Here is a 17315-nt window from a genome sequence, read left to right on the forward strand (position 1 = left end):
CAGCACTGCTTGACCAAGCGACCCCCTTCACCAAATGACCCTGTTATCGGCAAATGACCCTGTTGTTGCGAAGTGACCCTGTTGTAGCAGGGTCATTTGCCGATAACAGGGTCATTTGGTGAAGGGGGTCGCTTGGTCAAGCAGTGCTGTATGTCATTAGGAGGGTCATTTGCCGGAGGAGGGGCGGGTGGCAAGTGGCCTGCCCCGTGGTCCGAAGTTCACGGCCGCGCCAGCAAGTGACCCTGTTGTTGCGAAATGACCCTGTTGTAGGAGGGTCATTTGCCGATAACAGGGTCATTTGGTGAGAAGAGACGGGTGGCGCGCCCACACACCATCGAGCGGGTGCGGCAAGATGGAGATATGCAGGACAACACCGTGCGCATCCGGCTCGACATCGCGTATGACGGCACCGCCTTCAGCGGTTGGGCGACGCAACCGGGGCTACGCACGGTGCAGGGGACGCTCGAGGATGCAATCCGCATCCTGTACCGTGATCTCCCCGACACTGGCCCGTTGCTCACAGTGGCGGGGCGCACCGATGCCGGGGTGCATGCCTTGGGGCAGGTGGCGCATCTTGACCTTCCCGAGTCAATCTGGGCCACCACTGCGCGTCGCCTCGGCCGAGAGCATGGCGAGTCCGCTTTCGTGCGGCGAATCACCGGGATCCTCGGCAACGATGCCGATGTGGCGGTAACCGGATGCGCGCTCGCACCCGAGGGGTTCGACGCTCGCTTCTCAGCGCTCCGCCGCAGCTATGAATATCGCCTCGCTGACCCCACGTCTCCGGCAAATCCGCTCGAACGTCACCGCACGGCGCAGGTGCGCCGCCCCCTCGACCTCGACCTGATGAATGCGGCCGCGCACGAACTCATCGGGCTACACGACTTCGCAGGGTTCTGCCGGCCGCGGGCCGGCGCCACCACGGTGCGCACGCTCGAAGAGTTCGCATGGCATCGGGATGAACGGGGCGTGTTCGTGGCCCACGTGCAGGCGGATGCATTCTGTCATTCGATGGTTCGCTCGCTGGTCGGTATGTGTGCGGCCGTGGGGATGGGGCGATTGCCGCTGACAAATGTTCCCGAGCTATTGCAACTGACCGGCCGATCGAATGACTTCACGGTGCTCCCAGCGAAGGGATTGACGCTGGTGAGCGTTGAGTATCCGGGGCAAGATGAGCTCGCATCCCGCCAAGAACAAACGCGCGCGAAGCGTCCCGCGCTGCGGCTAGTGGAATAGGCAACCCAACACCAGCCGCCAAAACTCACCATTGCAGTGCATCCCAAATCTGTCGTACAATAAGCAGGTTGCCCGCCACCGGCAGGCATCGAAGTGAGCCCTCAACTGCGACGTTACCCCACGCATCCCGTGGTGAAACTATCGCGACCGAGTGGGATTCACGGACCTCTCACTCCGAACGAAAGTTGCATATTCATGCGTACTTACACCCCCAAGGCTGGTGAAGTCACCCGCGAGTGGTTCGTCATTGACGCAACCGATATCGTGCTTGGCCGCCTCGCTTCGCACGCAGCTCAGCTGCTGCGCGGTAAGCACAAGCCGACCTTCGCGCCGCACGTTGACACCGGTGACTTTGTCATCATCATCAACGCCGACAAGGTGGCCCTCACCGGTCAGAAACTCGAACAGAAGCGCGCCTACCGTCACTCGGGTTACCCGGGTGGTCTGCGCTCGCAGAACTACGCCGAGTTCCTCGAAAAGCGTCCCGACCGCGTCATCGAAAAAGCGGTTCGCGGCATGCTCCCGAAGAACTCGCTGGGCCGCGAGCAGCTCAAGAAGCTCAAGGTGTACGCGGGTGCAGAGCACCCGCACCAGGCTCAGCAGCCCAAGCCGTACACTCTCGACCAGGTTGCCCAGTAGCGGCAGCGATAACGAAGGACGAATAAGTGGCGACCATCGCAGACTCCATCGAAGAGCAGCCCACCAACTACAGCACCGAGACCCCTGCCGCGGCAGGCGTCGAGGTCACCGAGCGTGCACCCCTCACCGTTTCGGGTGCCGCTGTCGGGCGCCGCAAGCAGGCCATCGCCCGCGTGCGCGTGATCCCCGGCACCGGTGTTATCACCGTTAACGGTCGTGAGTTCGCGGAGTACTTCCCGAACAAGCTGCACCAGCAGCTCATCACCGACCCGTTCACCCTCCTCGACCTCACCGACCGCTACGACGTGATCGCGACCATCACCGGTGGTGGCCCCTCGGGCCAGGCCGGCGCGCTGCGTCTGGGCATCGCCCGTGCGCTCAACGAGATCGACCGTGAAAACAACCGTCCCGACCTGAAGAAGGCTGGCTTCCTCACTCGTGACGCACGTGCGAAGGAACGTAAGAAGGCCGGTCTCAAGAAGGCTCGCAAGGCACCGCAGTACTCGAAGCGCTAAGCGTCAACCAGTACGGTGTCACGTCTTTTTGGAACTGACGGAGTTCGGGGCCTGGCGAATGACCACCTCACGGTGGAACTCGCCATGGCCCTGGCTCAGGCGGCGGCGGTCGTCCTCGCTCGCGATACCCGCGAGCAGGGCGGCCGCCCCGTCGCCGTACTCGCTCGAGACCCGCGTGTTTCGGGCGAGTTTTTGAGCGCAGCGGTTGCCGCTGGGCTCGCATCCTCGGGTGTGCATGTGCTCGATGCCGGTGTTATCCCCACCCCGGCCGCAGCCTTCCTCACCGCCGATGTCAACGCCGACTTCGGGGTGATGATTTCTGCCTCGCACAACCCGGCTCCCGATAACGGGATTAAGTTTTTTGCTCGCGGCGGCCGCAAACTGCCTGACGAGATCGAAAATGAAATTGAGCGGCAGCTCGAAGCCGAAATGCTGCGCCCGATCGGCGACGGTGTGGGTCGCATCGAACGCTTCGCCGACGCTGAAGACCGCTACGCGCTGCACCTGCTGAGCGCTGTGCCAAGCCAGCGTCCCGATGGAAAACACGCACTGGCCGGCTTGCACATTGTGATCGACGCCGCCAACGGCGCCGCATCGGGCGTATCACCACAGGTGTTCACTGACGCTGGGGCGAAGGTGTCGGTAATCGGCAACGAACCTGATGGTCTCAACATCAATGATGGGGTCGGTTCTACGCACCTTGCCGGCCTGCAAGAAGCCGTCACTCGGCTTGGCGCCGACCTCGGAATCGCCCACGACGGTGACGCCGATCGCTGTCTGGCAGTCGACGAAACCGGCGCCGTCGTCGATGGTGATCAGATCATGGCGATCCTCGCCACTGCGATGCACGAGCACGGCCAGCTCACTGACGACACCCTGGTCGTTACCGTGATGTCGAACCTGGGCCTCAAACTCGCGATGCGTGAGCGCGGCATCAAACTCATCGAAACGAAGGTGGGCGACCGCTACGTGCTTGCCGAGCTGAATCAGCGCGGACTGGCACTCGGCGGCGAGCAGTCGGGACATGTGATCATTGCTGAACACGCCACCACGGGTGATGGCCTCCTCACGGGGCTGTGCCTGGCGAGCATCATGGCGAGCACCGGCAAGCGGCTGTCTGAACTGAAGCAGGTCATGCGCGTCTACCCGCAGGTGCTCCTCAATGTGAGCGGCGTGCATCGAGAGCTTTGCGAATCGAATCAGGTCGTACAAGACGAGGTCACCAAGGTCAGCGATGAACTCGGTGACACCGGTCGCGTGTTGTTGCGGCCATCCGGCACTGAGCCGGTGGTGCGCGTAATGGTTGAGGCTGAAACTTCCGAGTTGGCGCAGCAATATGCGCAGCGACTCGCCGATGTCGTGAGCGCCGAACTCGCAATTTCCTAGGCTCGTCAACCGTAGGCTGAGCACCCATTTGCCGCGGGCACATCGCGCGCATCCCGCGGGCGAATCATGCCGTAAACGCACCTGAATTCACAGGTGTTTTGCATGTTCGGGTAGGGTATACGGGTCGCATCCATTCACGACGGCTCAAAAGGCCGGTCATTGGATTCCCTCGCCACCGCGAAGATCGCTGTGCTCTGGCGAAGGTGTTGCGCTCGTAATTTCATCCTGGTCATTGCTGACTTCAAGGACAATTCGTTATGAATTCACTCATCATCATGTTCATCGGCCTCGCCTTCATTGCGGCGGGCTATTTTCTCTACTCGAAATACCTCTCCGAAAAGGTTTACAAGCTCAACCCCCGGGCAATCACACCCGCACACGCGCAAAAAGACGGTGTCGACTTCGTCCCCACCAACAAGTGGGTGCTGTGGGGCCACCACTTCACCTCGGTCGCCGGTGCCGCGCCCATCACTGGCCCGGCTATCGCCATGATCTGGGGCTGGCTTCCCGCATTCCTCTGGGTAACGATCGGCACCGTATTTTTTGCCGGGATGCACGACTTCGGTGCCCTGTGGGCGGCCACCCGCAACAAGGGACACACCATTGGTGATCTCGCCAAGCGCTATATCGGGTCGCGCGGTTCACTGCTGTTCACCATCGTGATCTTTTTGCTGATCGTGATCGTCAACGCCGTGTTCGCTTCGATCATCGCCGGCCTGCTGGTGTCGACGCCGACCTCGGTGATCCCCACCTGGGGTGCGATTGTGGTGGCGCTGCTGATCGGTCAGGCAATCTACCGGCTCAAGTGGAACCTGCCGCTCGTGTCGATCGTGGGCGTCATCGTCCTCTACGGCCTGATGATCCTCGGCGACATGTATCCGATCGTGCTGCCCGAAACTATCCTGGGCATGTCAGCGCAGTCGTTCTGGATTGTGGTGCTGTTCATCTATGCGGGCATCGCATCGCTGATGCCGGTGTGGATGCTGCTGCAGCCGCGCGACTACATCAACGGTCTGCAGCTGTTCGTTGGCCTCGGCATCCTGTACCTCGCCATCATCATTTCGGCACCCACCGTGCTGCTCGATCCGATCGCAACCGAGGTGCCCGCAGGCACGCCGCCGATCTGGCCGCTGCTCTTTGTGACCGTCGCCTGTGGCGCGATCTCGGGTTTCCACGGCGTGGTGGCCTCGGGTACCTCATCGAAACAGCTCAATAAAGAAACGGATGCGCGCCTGGTCGGTTATTTCGGTGCAGTGGGTGAGGGCCTGCTGGCGCTCGGCACTATCGTGGCCGTGTCGGCTGGCTTCAACACCGTTACCGAATTCCAGGATGCATACGCTAAGGGCGGTATCGGTGCCTTCGTTGCCGGTGGTGGCAATATCCTCAATGCCGGGCTCGGTATTCCGTTCAGCTTGAGCGCCACTATTCTCGCCACTATGGCGGTGCTGTTTGCGGCCACCACGATGGACACCGCGGTGCGACTGCATCGCCTGGTGATTGTGGAGCTCGGGGCCCGGATGGGCGTCAAAATTTCGCCGCTGGTCGGCACCGTCATTGCCGTTGGCCTTGGTCTGGGGCTCGCCTTCGGTGCTGGCGAAAACGGTTCGGGCGGTATGGTGCTGTGGCCGCTATTCGGCACCACCAACCAGATTCTCGCGGTGCTCACGCTCGCGGTGCTCGCGGTCATCCTGATGCGCAAGCGCCGACCCGTGTTGCCCATTTTGATCCCGTTGCTGTTCGTGTTCGCGATGACGTTCTGGGCGCTGGTGCTGCAGCTGATCACGTTCGTCAAGGATGGTGACTGGCTGTTGCTCGTGCTCGGCGGAGCGGTCTTTGTGGCAGCGCTGTGGACGGTTATCGAGTCGGTCACTTCGATGCGTCGAGCGATTACCGAAGCCCCCGAGCCAGCAGACGCTGACGGTGTTGAAGAATGGCCCGAGCAGGTCGAAGTGGGCTCGAGCCAGTCGGGCGCGGCGAACTAATGTCACCGCAGCCGCACTCGGGTGGCGGAGAGCAACCAGACTCTCCGTCACCCGGCTGGCCGCAATTTGTGGCGTGGCTGCGCGAAAAGTTTGGTGCCTTTAGCGCGGGGCTGAACGAGTACTATGTGGGGCCGTATCGGCAGACCATGAAACGCGCCGAGCGCGATGAAGACGATCTGTTGATGCTCTACATCTACGGTGAAGCGCTCGGCATTCCTGGGCCGGCAAACTACTACCTGATGGAGCTCTATCCGGTGCTGCTTGATGAGCTGCACGAGTGGCACACCCGGGTGGGGCTTGAGCGTTCACCAATCGCAGGAGCCCACTGCTGCTGAGTCGAATATCTATCGGATGCAGCAACGACGGCACTGAACGGGGGTACGGATATGTTCCGTGACGAAATCGCGCGGCGGCGCGTACTGTTTTTGGGCGGTAAGGGCGGTGTTGGGAAAACCACCAGCGCTGCCGCGGTAGCCCTCGACCAGGCTCGGACTGGCCGTCGCGTGCTGCTGGTTTCAACCGACCCGGCGCACAATCTGGGCCACCTTTGGGGCCGAAAGATTGGCGAGAAGCCGGTGGCACTGCATCCCGGTTTGGATGCGGTGGAAATTGATCCCGACCGTGCGGCCGACCGTCATTTCAAAACGGTTGGACAGCATCTTTACGGCATGATGCCCGAACATTTGCACGGCGAGGTGCGGCGTTATTTGCAGGTGTCGGCGCAGGCTCCGGGCGCCCATGAGGCGGCGATGCTTGAGCGCACCGCGCAGCTCACAGTTGATGGGCTGCGTGACTACGACCTGGTGGTGTTCGACACCGCCCCGAGCGGGCACACCGCGCGGCTGCTGGCACTACCCGAAATGATGGCGCAGTGGACGCGGGCGCTGCTCGACAACCGCACTCGTGCCGACCGTTTCGGTGCGGCGGCCCGCTCACTCGACGGTGGTAACGAAGAATCAGGTATTGGCGCCCGCCGCAGTCGAGATCAGCGCATCCGAGAGCTGCTCGAACGGCGACAAACACTACTGGCTGAGTTTCGCGCCGCCATCACCGATCCCAAACTCAGCGGGTTCATTATCGTTTTGGCAGCAGAACGGATGCCGGTGCTCGAAACGCTCGAGTTGCGCAAGCAGCTTGCCGAGTCGAATATCGCGGTTATCGGCTATCTCATTAATAAGCGCACACCGGATGCGGTTGATAGTGAGCTGCTTGCCACCCGTCACGCGGCCGAAGAACATTGGGTGGCGGAGCTTCGGAAAGGGATCGGCCGCGCCGCGCTCATCGTGCAAACGCCGCTGCTCGCGCACGAGCCGATCGGCGAGGCCGCGCTCGCGGAGTTTGGCGGGATGCTGTTCGGGGCACAGTAGCAGCCACATCGGTGCCGTGCGCGCGCCTACACCTTCCGCAACAGCACCCGCTCAACCGTGTGATCGGCAGATTTGCGCAGAATCAGCCGCGCGCGTGAGCGAGTCGCGAGCACGTTTTTTTCGAGGTTCGGCAGATTGATCGTCGACCAAATCTCGTGAGCCGTTGCGCGTGCATCCGCCTCGCTGAGGTCGGCATAGCGGCGAAAGTATGAGGATGGATTGGCGAACGCGCCCTTTTGCAGCTTCAAAAAGCGTTCGATGTACCAGCGCTCAATATCGGCGGTGCGCGCATCCACGTACACTGAAAAATCGAACATATCGCTCACCGAAAGCGCGCGGCCCGGCTGCGGTGGCTGCAATACATTGAGCCCCTCAACGATGAGCACATCCGGCGCGTGCACCACGATTTCGGCGTCGGGAACGATGTCGTACACCATGTGCGAGTAAAACGGCGCCCGCACCTCTGGCATACCCGATTTCACCTGAGTCACAAAGCGCAGCAGCGCCCGCTGGTCATATGACTCGGGAAAGCCCTTGCGATGCATAATGCCGCGGCGCTTGAGTTCGGCGTTGGGGTAGAGGAAACCGTCGGTGGTGACGAGCTCAACCCGCGGGGTGTCATCCCAGCGCCGCAGTAGTTCGCGCAGCAGTCGTGCCACGGTCGACTTGCCCACAGCGACCGAACCGGCCACCCCGATTACGAAGGGTGTGCGAGCCGACCGCTCGCCAACAAACGAAGAGGTGGCGCGATGCAGTTCGCGGGCGTTCATGATGTGCAGGTTCAGCAGCCGCGACAACGGCACATACACCTCACGCACCTCGGCAATATCCACCGGGTCGCCGAGCGAGCGCAGCCGCAACACATCGGCCTCGTTGATTGTGAGTGGGGTGGTGGGTGCGAGGGCCGCCCACTCGTCACGTGCCACCTCGAGAAACGGGGTCGATGAGTGCGCGCTGGTATCACGACGGTGGCCTGCCTGCATGGGGTTCAAGCTTAGCGAGCATCTCACTGGTTTTATGCGCGAGAATGGTGAGCATGTGTGGAATTGTTGGATACATCGGACCTCGTGCCTGCCAGGAGATTCTGCTGAGCGGATTGGGACGACTGGAGTACCGCGGTTACGACTCATCCGGCATTGCGCTGGTTGACGATGCGGGTGAACTGCAGATGCGTAAACGCGCCGGCAAGCTTTCGGTGCTGCGTGATGATCTTGCTGCTCACCCGATGCCTGACGGGAAGGTTGGTATCGGACACACCCGCTGGGCCACGCACGGCGCAGCAAACGACCTCAACGCCCACCCGCATCTGAGCGATGGTGGCAAGCTCGCCGTGATCCACAACGGCATCATCGAGAATTTTGTGGCGCTGCGTGACGAACTGCTCGCCGAGGGCGTTGAGTTTATTTCTGAAACCGACACTGAGGTGGCGGCGCATCTGCTCGGCCGCGAATATCGCCGCACCGGCGATCTGGTCGAGGCCTTCCGCGCCGTTGTCGGCCGGCTCGAGGGCGCATTCACGCTGCTGGCGGTGCATGCCGATCAGCCCGATGTGATCGTGAGCGCGCGGCTCAACTCACCACTGGTGGTTGGGCTCGGCGACGGCGAAAACTTCCTCGGTTCGGATGTGGCGGCGTTCGTGGCTCACACCCAGACGGCGATCGCGGTGGGGCAGGCGCAGATGGCGATTGTGCGTGCCGATTCGGTTGAGCTGACCGATTTTGACGGTAACCCGGTGGCCGGCGAACAGTTCCACATCGACTGGGATGCATCGGCTGCTGAAAAGGGCGGCTGGTCGTCATTTATGGCCAAAGAAATTTCGGAGCAGCCCGAAACCGTTGAAAACACGCTGCGCGGCCGCATCAAAGACGGCCGAGTCGTGCTCGGCTCGCTGGCCGACCTCGACGACGACTTTTTCCGCGAAATTAATCGCATCATCGTGGTGGCCTGTGGCACGGCCTCGTACGCCGGGATGACCGCCGCCTACGCCGTCGAAAAGTGGACCGGCGTGCCGGTGACCGTGGAACTCGCGCACGAGTTCCGTTATCGCCAGCCGGTGCTCACCCCGCAGACGCTGGTGCTCTCGGTGTCGCAGTCGGGTGAAACGATGGACACGCTGATGGCGGTGCGCTACGCCCGTGAGCGCGGTGCCAAAACGCTCTCGATCTGCAACACCCAGGGTGCAACCATTCCGCGCGAATCTGATGCCGTGGTGTACACGCACGCCGGGCCCGAGGTGGCGGTGGCCTCGACCAAGGCATTCGTCGGGCAGGTGTCGGCGCTGTACCTCGTGGGGCTCTATATTGCGCAGCTGCGGCAGGCGCTGCCGGCGGCAGAAATCGAGGAGATTACCGCCGAGTTCGAAACCCTGCCGGGCAAAATCGCCGAGGTGCTCAACCACCACGAGCGCATCTCCCAGCTGGCCAACTGGATGGCCGATACCCGCTCGGTGCTCTACCTGGGCCGCAATATGCTTTACCCGATCGCACTCGAGGGCGCGCTCAAGCTCAAAGAAGTGGCATATATCCACGCTGAGGGCTTCGCTGCGGGTGAGCTCAAGCACGGCCCTATCGCGCTGATCGATCACGGCCAACCGGTGTGGGTGCTGGTGCCGAGCCCGCGCCACGATGACACCCTGCATCCGAAACTGATTTCAAACATCCAAGAGATCCGCGCTCGAGGTGCCCGTGTGCTGGCGGTTGCCGAACGCGGAGACGCTGCGGTGCTGCCGTTTGTTGACGAGGTGTTTGATGTGCCCATGACCAAGCCCGAGTTTGAGCCGCTGCTGCAGGTAATTCCGTTGCAGTTCTTCGCACTCGAGCTGTCGACCGCGAAGGGTCTGGATGTTGACCAGCCACGAAACCTCGCGAAGTCGGTCACGGTCGAATAGTCGATGATTGTCGGAATCGGCACCGACTCGGTTGAGATCGACCGAGTTGAACGCGCGCTGCGAAATCCAGGGTTTGCGCGGCGCGTGTTCATGCCGGCCGAACTCGAACTGCCGCTGCCCTCGATCGCAGCCCGGTTCGCTGCGCGCGAGGCGGTGGTGAAAGCGCTCGGCGGGCTGGGGCGGTTTGGTGCGGATGCGCCGCCGCTGCACGAATTTGAGGTGGTGCGCACACCGCTGGGGCCGCCAGCGTTCAAACTCGGTTTAGCTGCTGCAGCTGCGGTGAGTAGCATCGGAATAACCGCTTTGCACGTGTCGTTGAGTCATGACCGCACCTATGCATCCGCGTTTGTGGTGGCGGAACGACTCGAAACCGGCTCGCAAGCGGAGACAACATGCTGAATTCAGCGGTAGAGGAGTGACCGTGGGTCCGATCATTGACGTCGACCTCGACGCCATCGTTCACAACTACCTCGCATTAGCCGATGCGGTGCAGGTGCCGGTGCTATCGGTGGTGAAAGCGGATGCTTATGGGCACGGAGCGCTGCCGGTGGCGCGTGCTGTGACTCAAGCCGGATGCGGCTGGCTCGGTGTCGTTGATATTAGCGAGGCACTGGCGCTGCGCGCCGGAGGGGTGACGGATGCGCGCATCCTCACCTGGATGCATTCGCCGGCTACCGACTGGGCGATGGCATTCGACGCCGATATCGATATCGCGGTGTCGACCATTGAACAGCTTTCGCTTGTGGAGCGGGCCGCCACGAAGTTTTGCGGTAAAGGCACCAGAGTTCCGCGGGTGCACCTCAAACTCGATACTGGCCTGGGGCGTAATGGCGCCACCGCCAAGACCTGGCGGGCATTGATTGCGCAGGCGGCCGAGGCTGATCGTGCCGGAGTGTTGCGTGTGTGCGGCCTGATGAGCCACCTTTCGGGCACCGGTGCCGCTGAAGATGTGCAGCAGGGCAAGCAGTTTGCTGCTGCCCGCGAGCTGGCGCAGGAAGCTGGTCTGCACATCGAACACGCTCACATCGCCGCTACCGCCGGCGCCATGAAATATCCGCAAATGCGACACGACCTGGTGCGGTTGGGTATTTCGCTGTACGGCCTCGCCCCTGAAGAATCGGGTGCGGCGGATGCGCTCAAGCTGCGTCCGGCGCTGCGGCTGCGGGCACCCATTCGTCGTTTTGATAATCGCTGGGCTGTGGCAGTCGGTGAGGGCGACGGACTACCACCGCTCGTATCGGCACTGCCTCCGCTTGTCGACTCGCAGGGCACTTACTGGAAAATTGACCGGATGGGGCCGCTGCACCTGTATTTGTCACCCATGGGGGATGTGCCGGTCGACGAGAGCGCGGCGACAGCAGCGCCCGCGCGCGAGCTCGTTGTTATCGGCCACGACCGAAATCAGGACGGTGAACTCGTCGGCGCCGACGCGGACGACTGGGCGCGGGCTGGCGGCACGATCAACTATGAAATCACCACGCGACTCACCCGCCGCATCCTGCGTGACTACGGTGGGCATGCGGCAGCCGAGGGCACCAATATTGCCTGGCCGCCGATGGAAGAGTCGGAGCAGCGCAGCAAGCGTTCGATCACCGCGCCGCTGCGCGAGGCGGTTATCGATCTCGAACTTTTGCAGCGCCGGCTCACGCGCCTAACGCAGCGGTCGCTCGCGGTGGGGGCGCAGCGCCGCAGCGCCGAGTTTGGTGTGGACGTGTCATCGGATGCGTACGGTCACGGTCTCGACCAGATTTTGCCGTATGTGCGCAGCTCGGGGCTGCCGATTGTGGCGCGCACCCGCACCGATATGGACGCGCTCGAACGTCGCGGCGTGACAGGGCACTATTTCCCCGACGCGCCCTCGGCCACCAGGGGAGTGTACGGTCTTGACCCGCGCGAACCGCTGCCGCCGACGCTGTCGCTGGTGAGCGAATTGGTGAGCGTGAAGCGGGTTTCTGCCGGGCAGCGGGTGAGCTACGGCTACGAGTGGACCGCGTCGAAGTCGACGACGCTCGGGCTTGTGCCACTCGGCTATGCGGATGCGCTGCCGCGCAGCGCTTTCGGTAAAGCTCAGGTGATGGTTGCCGGCTGGCCGGCACCGATCGTTGGCCGAATTGCGATGGACCAGGTGGTGGTCGATCTCGGCGATCGTGAATGCTGGCCGGGGATGCGCGTGCAGGTGTGGGGTAGTGCCGGGAATGATCTCAGCCTCAGCCAGTGGGCTACCTGGACGGGTTGGTCGCCCGAGGCGCTGTGCGCGAATCTCGGTAGCCGGGTGGAGCGCCGCTACCGTGGCCGGCAGGTCATGGTGGAGGTGAAATGAGCGAGGTGCAGCTGACCGTTGCCGATTCGGCCGCGATGCATCGACTCGGTGCCGCTCTCGCGCAGCTGTGCGAGGCTGGCGACGTGGTGGTGCTCACGGGGGAGCTCGGGGCGGGAAAGACCACGCTAACGCGCGGTTTTGGTGAGGCACTGGATGTGCGCGGCACGGTTGCCAGCCCCACCTTCGTGATTGCCCGCACCCATCCCGCGCTCGGAGACGGCCCGGCGCTCATCCACGTGGATGCTTACCGGCTGAGCTCGGCACTCGAGCTTGATGATCTCGATCTCGACCTGGATGCATCCATCACCGTGATCGAGTGGGGTGCCGAGATGGTTTCGGCCCTTACCGACAGCTGGCTCGAGGTGTTGATCGAGCGGCCCACGGGCACACCGGCCGCCGCTGACGAGCTCGAACAGCCGCGTCTGGTGACGGTTCGTGCCGTGGGTGGGCGATGGCAGCCCTCGCAGCTTGCGGGGCTATCGGCTGCGCTTTGAACGCGAGCGGCCGCTCCGGGGGGTGAGGGCGGCAGCAGTAGACTCGAGACTATGTTTCTTGCAATCGATACCTCGGCCGGCACCGATGTTGCGGTGGTGACCGACGCCGGGCGGTTGCTCGCCGAATATCGCCTGCCGGATGCGCGGCGGCACGCTGAAGCAGTGGGTGTTGCGATCGAACTGGTGCTGCGGGATGCGGGGCTGCGTCCGCGACACCTCGACGGCATTGTTTGTGGCATGGGACCGGGGCCGTTTACCGGTTTGCGGGTGGGTGTGGCCGCGGCCCGCACCTTTGCGTTCGCTGCCGGTATTCCGCTGCGTCCGGTTGCCAGTCACGATGCAATCGCGCACGAATGGCGACATGGTCACGATCATGCCGGCCCGGTTTTGGTGACCACGGATGCGCGCCGGCGCGAGCTGGCCGCATCCCGATACGAACACGGTGAGCTGCACTCGCGCGCGGGATTCACGCTGATTGCACCGGACGAAGTGGCCGGTATTCTCGCCGCCGATCCCGAGCTCGCCCGGGCGGATGCGCGCCAGGTTTCGGCGCACCATCTCACGCTCGCCTGGCTCGAGGCGCAGCAGGCGCAGCTGCCCGAAATTTCCGATGACATCCTCTATTTGCGTGCGCCCGATGCGAAACCCGGGGCGCAGCCGAAGCGAGTGACCGCATGACTCAGCAGCCAACAACCCAGCAAATGTCAACGCAGCCTGCCATTCGCCCCGCCACCGCGGCAGACCTGCCGCAGCTGGTTGCACTCGACGAGCAGTCATTTCCACAAGCGTCGTGGAGCGAGGCCGCATTTGCCAGCGAACTTGCCAGCGAACACACCGGGTATTGGGTGGCCGAACTGGCCGGAACCATCGTTGGTGCAGTGGGGATGCTCGCGGCGGCCGGCGCAGGAGAGGGTGATGTGCAGACCATCGCCGTTGCGCCCGAGTATCGCCGGCGCGGGCTCGCCACCCGGCTGCTGCGCGAGGCGACCGCCTGGGCGGAGAGCCGCGGCACGAAGCAGGTGTTCCTCGAAGTGCGTGAAACCGGCACCCCGGCGCGCACACTCTACGAATCGCTCGGGTTCACCGAGATTGGGCGCCGCGAAAATTATTATCCGGCCGAGCAATGTGCGGCGATCGTGATGCGCGCCGATGCGCACCAGCTGCTGACCGCGATCGAAGCGAGGCTGCGCGCGGGCGCTGCCGAACAGCCACTTGTGCTCGGTATCGAAACGAGCTGTGATGAGACCGGCGTCGGGATTGTGCGCGGCCGCCAGCTGCTCGCAAACGCCGTGGCCTCATCAATGGATGAGCACGCCAAATACGGGGGTGTGGTGCCAGAAGTTGCAGCCCGGGCACATGCCGATTCGATGGTGCCGGTGCTGCGACAGGCGCTCGATGAGGCCGGTGTCGAGCTACACGATATTGACGCGGTTGCCGTCACTGCTGGCCCCGGGCTCGCCGGCGCTCTCATGGTGGGAGTGGGGGCCGCGAAAGCGCTCGCGGCCGCCACTGGCAAACCCCTCTACGGCGTTAATCACCTGGTTGGACATGTTGCTGCCGATCTTTTGCGTGATGAGGGTGCCGCCATCGAATTCCCGGCGATCGCGCTGCTGGTTTCGGGCGGGCACACCTCGCTGATCCGAGTCGATTCGCTCACCGGCGACTCACGAATGCTCGGCGAAACCATTGACGATGCGGCCGGTGAAGCCTTCGACAAGGTGGCGCGAGTGCTCGGGCTGCCGTACCCCGGCGGCCCGCATATCGACCGCGTTGCTGCTGAGGGAGATCCCGGGGCCTTCACATTCCCGCGCGGGCTGACGCATCCCAAAGACCGTGACCGGCACCGGTTCGATTTTTCGTTTTCGGGGCTCAAAACCTCGGTGGCGCGCACGGTCGAAGGCTACGCCGATCGCGACGAAGCCGTTCCGGTGGCGGATATTGCCGCAAGCTTCCGCGAGGCCGTAGCCGATGTGCTGCTCACCAAAGCAATCGACGCCTGCCAGCATGAGGGTATTCCACGGCTGCTGCTCGGTGGCGGCGTGGTGGCCAATGCGCGGGTGCGTGAACTTGCCGAACAGCGTTGCGCGGCAGCCGGCGTATCGCTGCACGTGCCGCCACTGTCACTGTGCACCGATAACGGCGCCATGATTGCCGCATTCGGTGCCGAACTGGTTGCTGCTGGTCGCGCGCCCTCGCCGGTGAGTTTTGCTGCCGACTCCACCCTGCCGATGACGTGTGCCCAGGTGGTTACAGGCGCATCCGAACTGGCACCGGTAACCGGCACCGATACGGAAACGACCCGTTAATTTCGTCAAAGTTTTGGGGGATCCCAGCATCTGCACCCCGATTACCGGCAAGTTGCAAACTTTTACCTCATAAGATGACGACGACAATTAGCGTTACCTGGAGGCGTGATGACGGCATCGAACGACCGATCGCAGAACCCCATGCCGGCAAATGAGCCCGATGAAAGCATCCACCTTGACGAGGGGGATGCGGGCGAAACGGCAGTTCCCGCTGCCGGCGGCACATTTGGGGTTACTGACGAAAATTCGGCTTATGGTGCCACCGGCGATGCGCATCCCGACCAGCAGCTAGACGATTCGGCTGTCGCGGCCGACGAGCGCATCCAGCGAGCCCGACCTGTGCTGCCCGAAACCGATGCTGAACCCGCAACGGTCGAAGCTGTGGTGCGTGACGGTAACCGCGAGGTGCCCGCTGCCGGCGGCACCTTCGGTGTCACCGAAGACAACTCGGGCTATCAGGCGCCCGGGCAGCGGCCGTTCGTCCCCGGCCGGGCACGCGAAGAAGAAACACCGGGGATGCCCGCCAACGCGGGATACGCGCCCGCCATTGAGGGACAGTTCGCGCCAACCCAGTACGGGCACGAGCCCGAGCCTGAGCAGACCACCGCGCCGCAGACCCTCGCCTATGTCGCGCTGGGACTCGCGCTTTTTGCGCTGATCGCGCTCATGATTCCCGGCTGGGCCTGGATCGTTGGGGGAGTGCTCGGTGTCGGCGCGGTCATTGCCGGTGTGATCGGGATGCGCCGGTCAAACCGCTCGCTGTCGATGATCGCCACCGCCGGTGGTGTCGTGGCGGTTGCGCTCGCGGTCGCCACACTGGTGGTGCTGCTGATCGTTTAGCCCCTGCAGGGCGCTGCCCTTGATGGTTTGTGCGCGGCCGGGCGCTAGCTGCGTTCCGCGAGGATGGCCACGCGCCGCTCACCGAGCCGCGTGCAGATGAGCGTGGCCGACTGCCGGCCCTTCAACTGCAGTTTTCGGCGGAAATCCTGCGGATCGATATCCACTCCGCGCACTTTGATTTCGAGCGTGCCGATCTCGCGCGCCTGCAGCTCGCGCTTGAGTGTGGCGATATCGAGCTTGAACTGCTCCAACACCCGGAACGACTTCGCAAACGGAGTCTCGACCGGTACATCCGTGGTGATCCAGGCAATCTGTGGCGCAATCATCCGGCCACCGAGCTGTCCGGCTAGCTGGCCAATGAAGCGGCCCCGGATGATGGCCGCATCCGGTTCGTGTAGCCAGGCACCCAGCTCACCGACCGCGGTGTCGGGCACCGCATCCACAACCGATGTTGCAGCGGTCATTTCGGCGGTGCCGGTCGCCGAAATCAGCAGCGCACTGCGACGCACTCCGTCACGGGCAGCCGGCCCAAACCACAGCGCACACTCGACGAGATCGCCACCGACTGAGACCCACTGTGCCTCGGCGGTGTCGGGGATGAGGTCGTGATCGAGTGCCGGGCCGAGCTTGACTCCCACCGCGCGTCTGCCGTCGGCCAGCCCGAAGGCAAACGCGAGCGAGGGCTGCCACTGGGCCGGATCATTGAGGCGGATGCTGTCGCCGTGTTCGGTGGCACCCTCACGCTGGGCGCGGCGTGCCGGGTCGAGAAACACCCCGTCAAAGTCGGTGAGGTCGACCGTTTCAGCCTGTGCCTGGTCAACGGTGGCGTTTGGGAACGGTGCCAGGTTGTGGGTGGCGATCGCCGCGGTGAGTTCATCTGCATCCACCGCGAGCAATTCAATGCCGAGACTGGCGATGGCCATTGAATCGGCGCCGATTCCGCATCCGAGATCGGCTACCCGCTCACACCCGGCACTGCGAAATCGATTCGCGTGATGGGCCGCAACCTCGAGGCGCGTGGCCTGCGCGAGACCGTCGGGAGTGAACAGCATCCGCTGAGCAAATTCACCAAACTTTGGGTGCGCTTGGCGGCGCAATTTCAGCTGCGACATCACCACCGCCGACTGTCGCGGTGTGGCCCCGGCGCGGCGCAGCGCGCTCACCGCCGCCAGCGCATCACGCCCGGATCCGAGCTCGGCAAACTGGTTTAACATCGCCAGGGTTTCGGGAGTGAGCAGGGTGCGGGCGTCGTCAAGGTTCATGCTTCTACGCTAATGGCGTACAGCCGGGAGCGCGCTCAGTTGGAACCTCCAGGAAACCGGCCGTAGAGTAATCGTTAGCAC

The 17315-nt window shown here is 63.3% G+C and carries 16 protein-coding genes; 14 read left to right on the forward strand and 2 right to left on the reverse strand.

From position 1 onward, the window contains the following. The first annotated feature begins 360 nt into the window (after positions 1–360). From JMV54_RS08750 to JMV54_RS08780, 7 genes are all read left to right on the forward strand, one after another. Positions 361–1236 (forward strand): tRNA pseudouridine synthase A, encoded by an 876-nt coding sequence (locus JMV54_RS08750; protein ID WP_201518534.1) that lies wholly within the window; start codon positions 361–363, stop codon positions 1234–1236. A gap of 195 nt (positions 1237–1431) precedes the next feature. Further along, positions 1432–1875: a 50S ribosomal protein L13 gene (rplM, locus tag JMV54_RS08755; protein ID WP_201518535.1), complete on the forward strand. Its 444-nt coding sequence runs from the start codon at positions 1432–1434 to the stop codon at positions 1873–1875. 26 nt (positions 1876–1901) lie between these two features. Further along, a complete protein-coding gene (gene rpsI / locus JMV54_RS08760) occupies positions 1902–2390 on the forward strand; it encodes a 30S ribosomal protein S9 (RefSeq protein WP_201518536.1) in 489 nt (162 codons plus the stop codon). A 15-nt stretch (positions 2391–2405) separates the two neighbouring features. Beyond that, complete coding sequence (gene glmM, locus JMV54_RS08765; RefSeq protein ID WP_201518537.1) at positions 2406–3776, forward strand: phosphoglucosamine mutase; 1371 nt, start codon at positions 2406–2408, stop codon at positions 3774–3776. 257 nt (positions 3777–4033) lie between these two features. Further along, positions 4034–5758, forward strand: coding sequence for a carbon starvation CstA family protein (locus tag JMV54_RS08770; RefSeq protein WP_201518538.1), 1725 nt, complete (start codon positions 4034–4036; stop codon positions 5756–5758). Then, positions 5758–6093: a cory-CC-star protein gene (locus JMV54_RS10775; protein WP_276529519.1), complete on the forward strand. Its 336-nt coding sequence runs from the start codon at positions 5758–5760 to the stop codon at positions 6091–6093. The genes JMV54_RS08770 and JMV54_RS10775 overlap by 1 nt, the downstream gene beginning before the upstream one ends. 51 nt (positions 6094–6144) lie before the next feature. After that, positions 6145–7125, forward strand: a complete 981-nt coding sequence (locus tag JMV54_RS08780; RefSeq protein WP_201518539.1) for an ArsA family ATPase — start codon at positions 6145–6147, stop codon at positions 7123–7125. Positions 7126–7151: 26 nt separating this feature from the next. On the opposite strand, the gene coaA is transcribed toward JMV54_RS08780, so the two are convergent. Further along, positions 7152–8108, reverse strand: a complete 957-nt coding sequence (coaA, locus tag JMV54_RS08785) for a type I pantothenate kinase (protein ID WP_201518540.1) — start codon at positions 8106–8108, stop codon at positions 7152–7154. Between the two features lie 53 nt (positions 8109–8161). Between coaA and glmS the strand changes: the two genes are divergently transcribed. The 7 genes from glmS (at position 8162) to JMV54_RS08820 (ending at position 15972) form a co-directional block, all read left to right on the forward strand. Continuing rightward, complete coding sequence (gene glmS, locus JMV54_RS08790) at positions 8162–10012, forward strand: glutamine--fructose-6-phosphate transaminase (isomerizing) (protein ID WP_201518541.1); 1851 nt, start codon at positions 8162–8164, stop codon at positions 10010–10012. A 3-nt stretch (positions 10013–10015) separates the two neighbouring features. After that, a complete protein-coding gene (gene acpS, locus JMV54_RS08795; protein WP_201518542.1) occupies positions 10016–10411 on the forward strand; it encodes a holo-ACP synthase in 396 nt (131 codons plus the stop codon). A 22-nt stretch (positions 10412–10433) separates the two neighbouring features. Then, positions 10434–12332, forward strand: coding sequence for an alanine racemase (locus JMV54_RS08800; protein ID WP_201518543.1), 1899 nt, complete (start codon positions 10434–10436; stop codon positions 12330–12332). Next, positions 12329–12826: a tRNA (adenosine(37)-N6)-threonylcarbamoyltransferase complex ATPase subunit type 1 TsaE gene (tsaE, locus tag JMV54_RS08805; RefSeq protein WP_201518544.1), complete on the forward strand. Its 498-nt coding sequence runs from the start codon at positions 12329–12331 to the stop codon at positions 12824–12826. Before JMV54_RS08800 ends, tsaE begins: the two co-directional genes overlap by 4 nt. Positions 12827–12877: 51 nt before the next feature. Next, positions 12878–13504: a tRNA (adenosine(37)-N6)-threonylcarbamoyltransferase complex dimerization subunit type 1 TsaB gene (tsaB, locus tag JMV54_RS08810; protein WP_201518545.1), complete on the forward strand. Its 627-nt coding sequence runs from the start codon at positions 12878–12880 to the stop codon at positions 13502–13504. Then, the gene (tsaD, locus tag JMV54_RS08815) at positions 13501–15132 is read left to right on the forward strand and encodes a tRNA (adenosine(37)-N6)-threonylcarbamoyltransferase complex transferase subunit TsaD (protein ID WP_230972889.1); all 1632 of its coding nucleotides are present in this window, start codon (positions 13501–13503) and stop codon (positions 15130–15132) included. The genes tsaB and tsaD overlap by 4 nt, the downstream gene beginning before the upstream one ends. 108 nt (positions 15133–15240) lie before the next feature. Further along, on the forward strand, positions 15241–15972 hold the full coding sequence (locus JMV54_RS08820) for a hypothetical protein (protein WP_201518546.1): 732 nt from the start codon (positions 15241–15243) through the stop codon (positions 15970–15972). Between the two features lie 44 nt (positions 15973–16016). Here JMV54_RS08820 and JMV54_RS08825 read toward each other — a convergent pair whose 3' ends face one another. Then, complete coding sequence (locus tag JMV54_RS08825; RefSeq protein ID WP_201518547.1) at positions 16017–17234, reverse strand: class I SAM-dependent methyltransferase; 1218 nt, start codon at positions 17232–17234, stop codon at positions 16017–16019. Between the last annotated feature and the right edge of the window lie 81 nt (positions 17235–17315).

The organism is Gulosibacter hominis, from assembly GCF_904842695.1.
Lineage (GTDB): Bacteria > Actinomycetota > Actinomycetes > Actinomycetales > Microbacteriaceae > Gulosibacter > Gulosibacter hominis.

Coding starts and splice junctions, on each gene's coding strand:
- JMV54_RS08750 (WP_201518534.1), top strand. CDS start 361: ATGCAGGACAACACCGTGCGCATCCGGCTCGACATCGCGTATGACGGC.
- rplM (WP_201518535.1), top strand. CDS start 1,432: ATGCGTACTTACACCCCCAAGGCTGGTGAAGTCACCCGCGAGTGGTTC.
- JMV54_RS08770 (WP_201518538.1), top strand. CDS start 4,034: ATGAATTCACTCATCATCATGTTCATCGGCCTCGCCTTCATTGCGGCG.
- JMV54_RS10775 (WP_276529519.1), top strand. CDS start 5,758: ATGTCACCGCAGCCGCACTCGGGTGGCGGAGAGCAACCAGACTCTCCG.
- JMV54_RS08780 (WP_201518539.1), top strand. CDS start 6,145: ATGTTCCGTGACGAAATCGCGCGGCGGCGCGTACTGTTTTTGGGCGGT.
- coaA (WP_201518540.1), bottom strand. CDS start 8,108: ATGCAGGCAGGCCACCGTCGTGATACCAGCGCGCACTCATCGACCCCG.
- glmS (WP_201518541.1), top strand. CDS start 8,162: ATGTGTGGAATTGTTGGATACATCGGACCTCGTGCCTGCCAGGAGATT.
- acpS (WP_201518542.1), top strand. CDS start 10,016: ATGATTGTCGGAATCGGCACCGACTCGGTTGAGATCGACCGAGTTGAA.
- tsaE (WP_201518544.1), top strand. CDS start 12,329: ATGAGCGAGGTGCAGCTGACCGTTGCCGATTCGGCCGCGATGCATCGA.
- tsaB (WP_201518545.1), top strand. CDS start 12,878: ATGTTTCTTGCAATCGATACCTCGGCCGGCACCGATGTTGCGGTGGTG.
- tsaD (WP_230972889.1), top strand. CDS start 13,501: ATGACTCAGCAGCCAACAACCCAGCAAATGTCAACGCAGCCTGCCATT.
- JMV54_RS08820 (WP_201518546.1), top strand. CDS start 15,241: ATGACGGCATCGAACGACCGATCGCAGAACCCCATGCCGGCAAATGAG.
- JMV54_RS08825 (WP_201518547.1), bottom strand. CDS start 17,234: ATGAACCTTGACGACGCCCGCACCCTGCTCACTCCCGAAACCCTGGCG.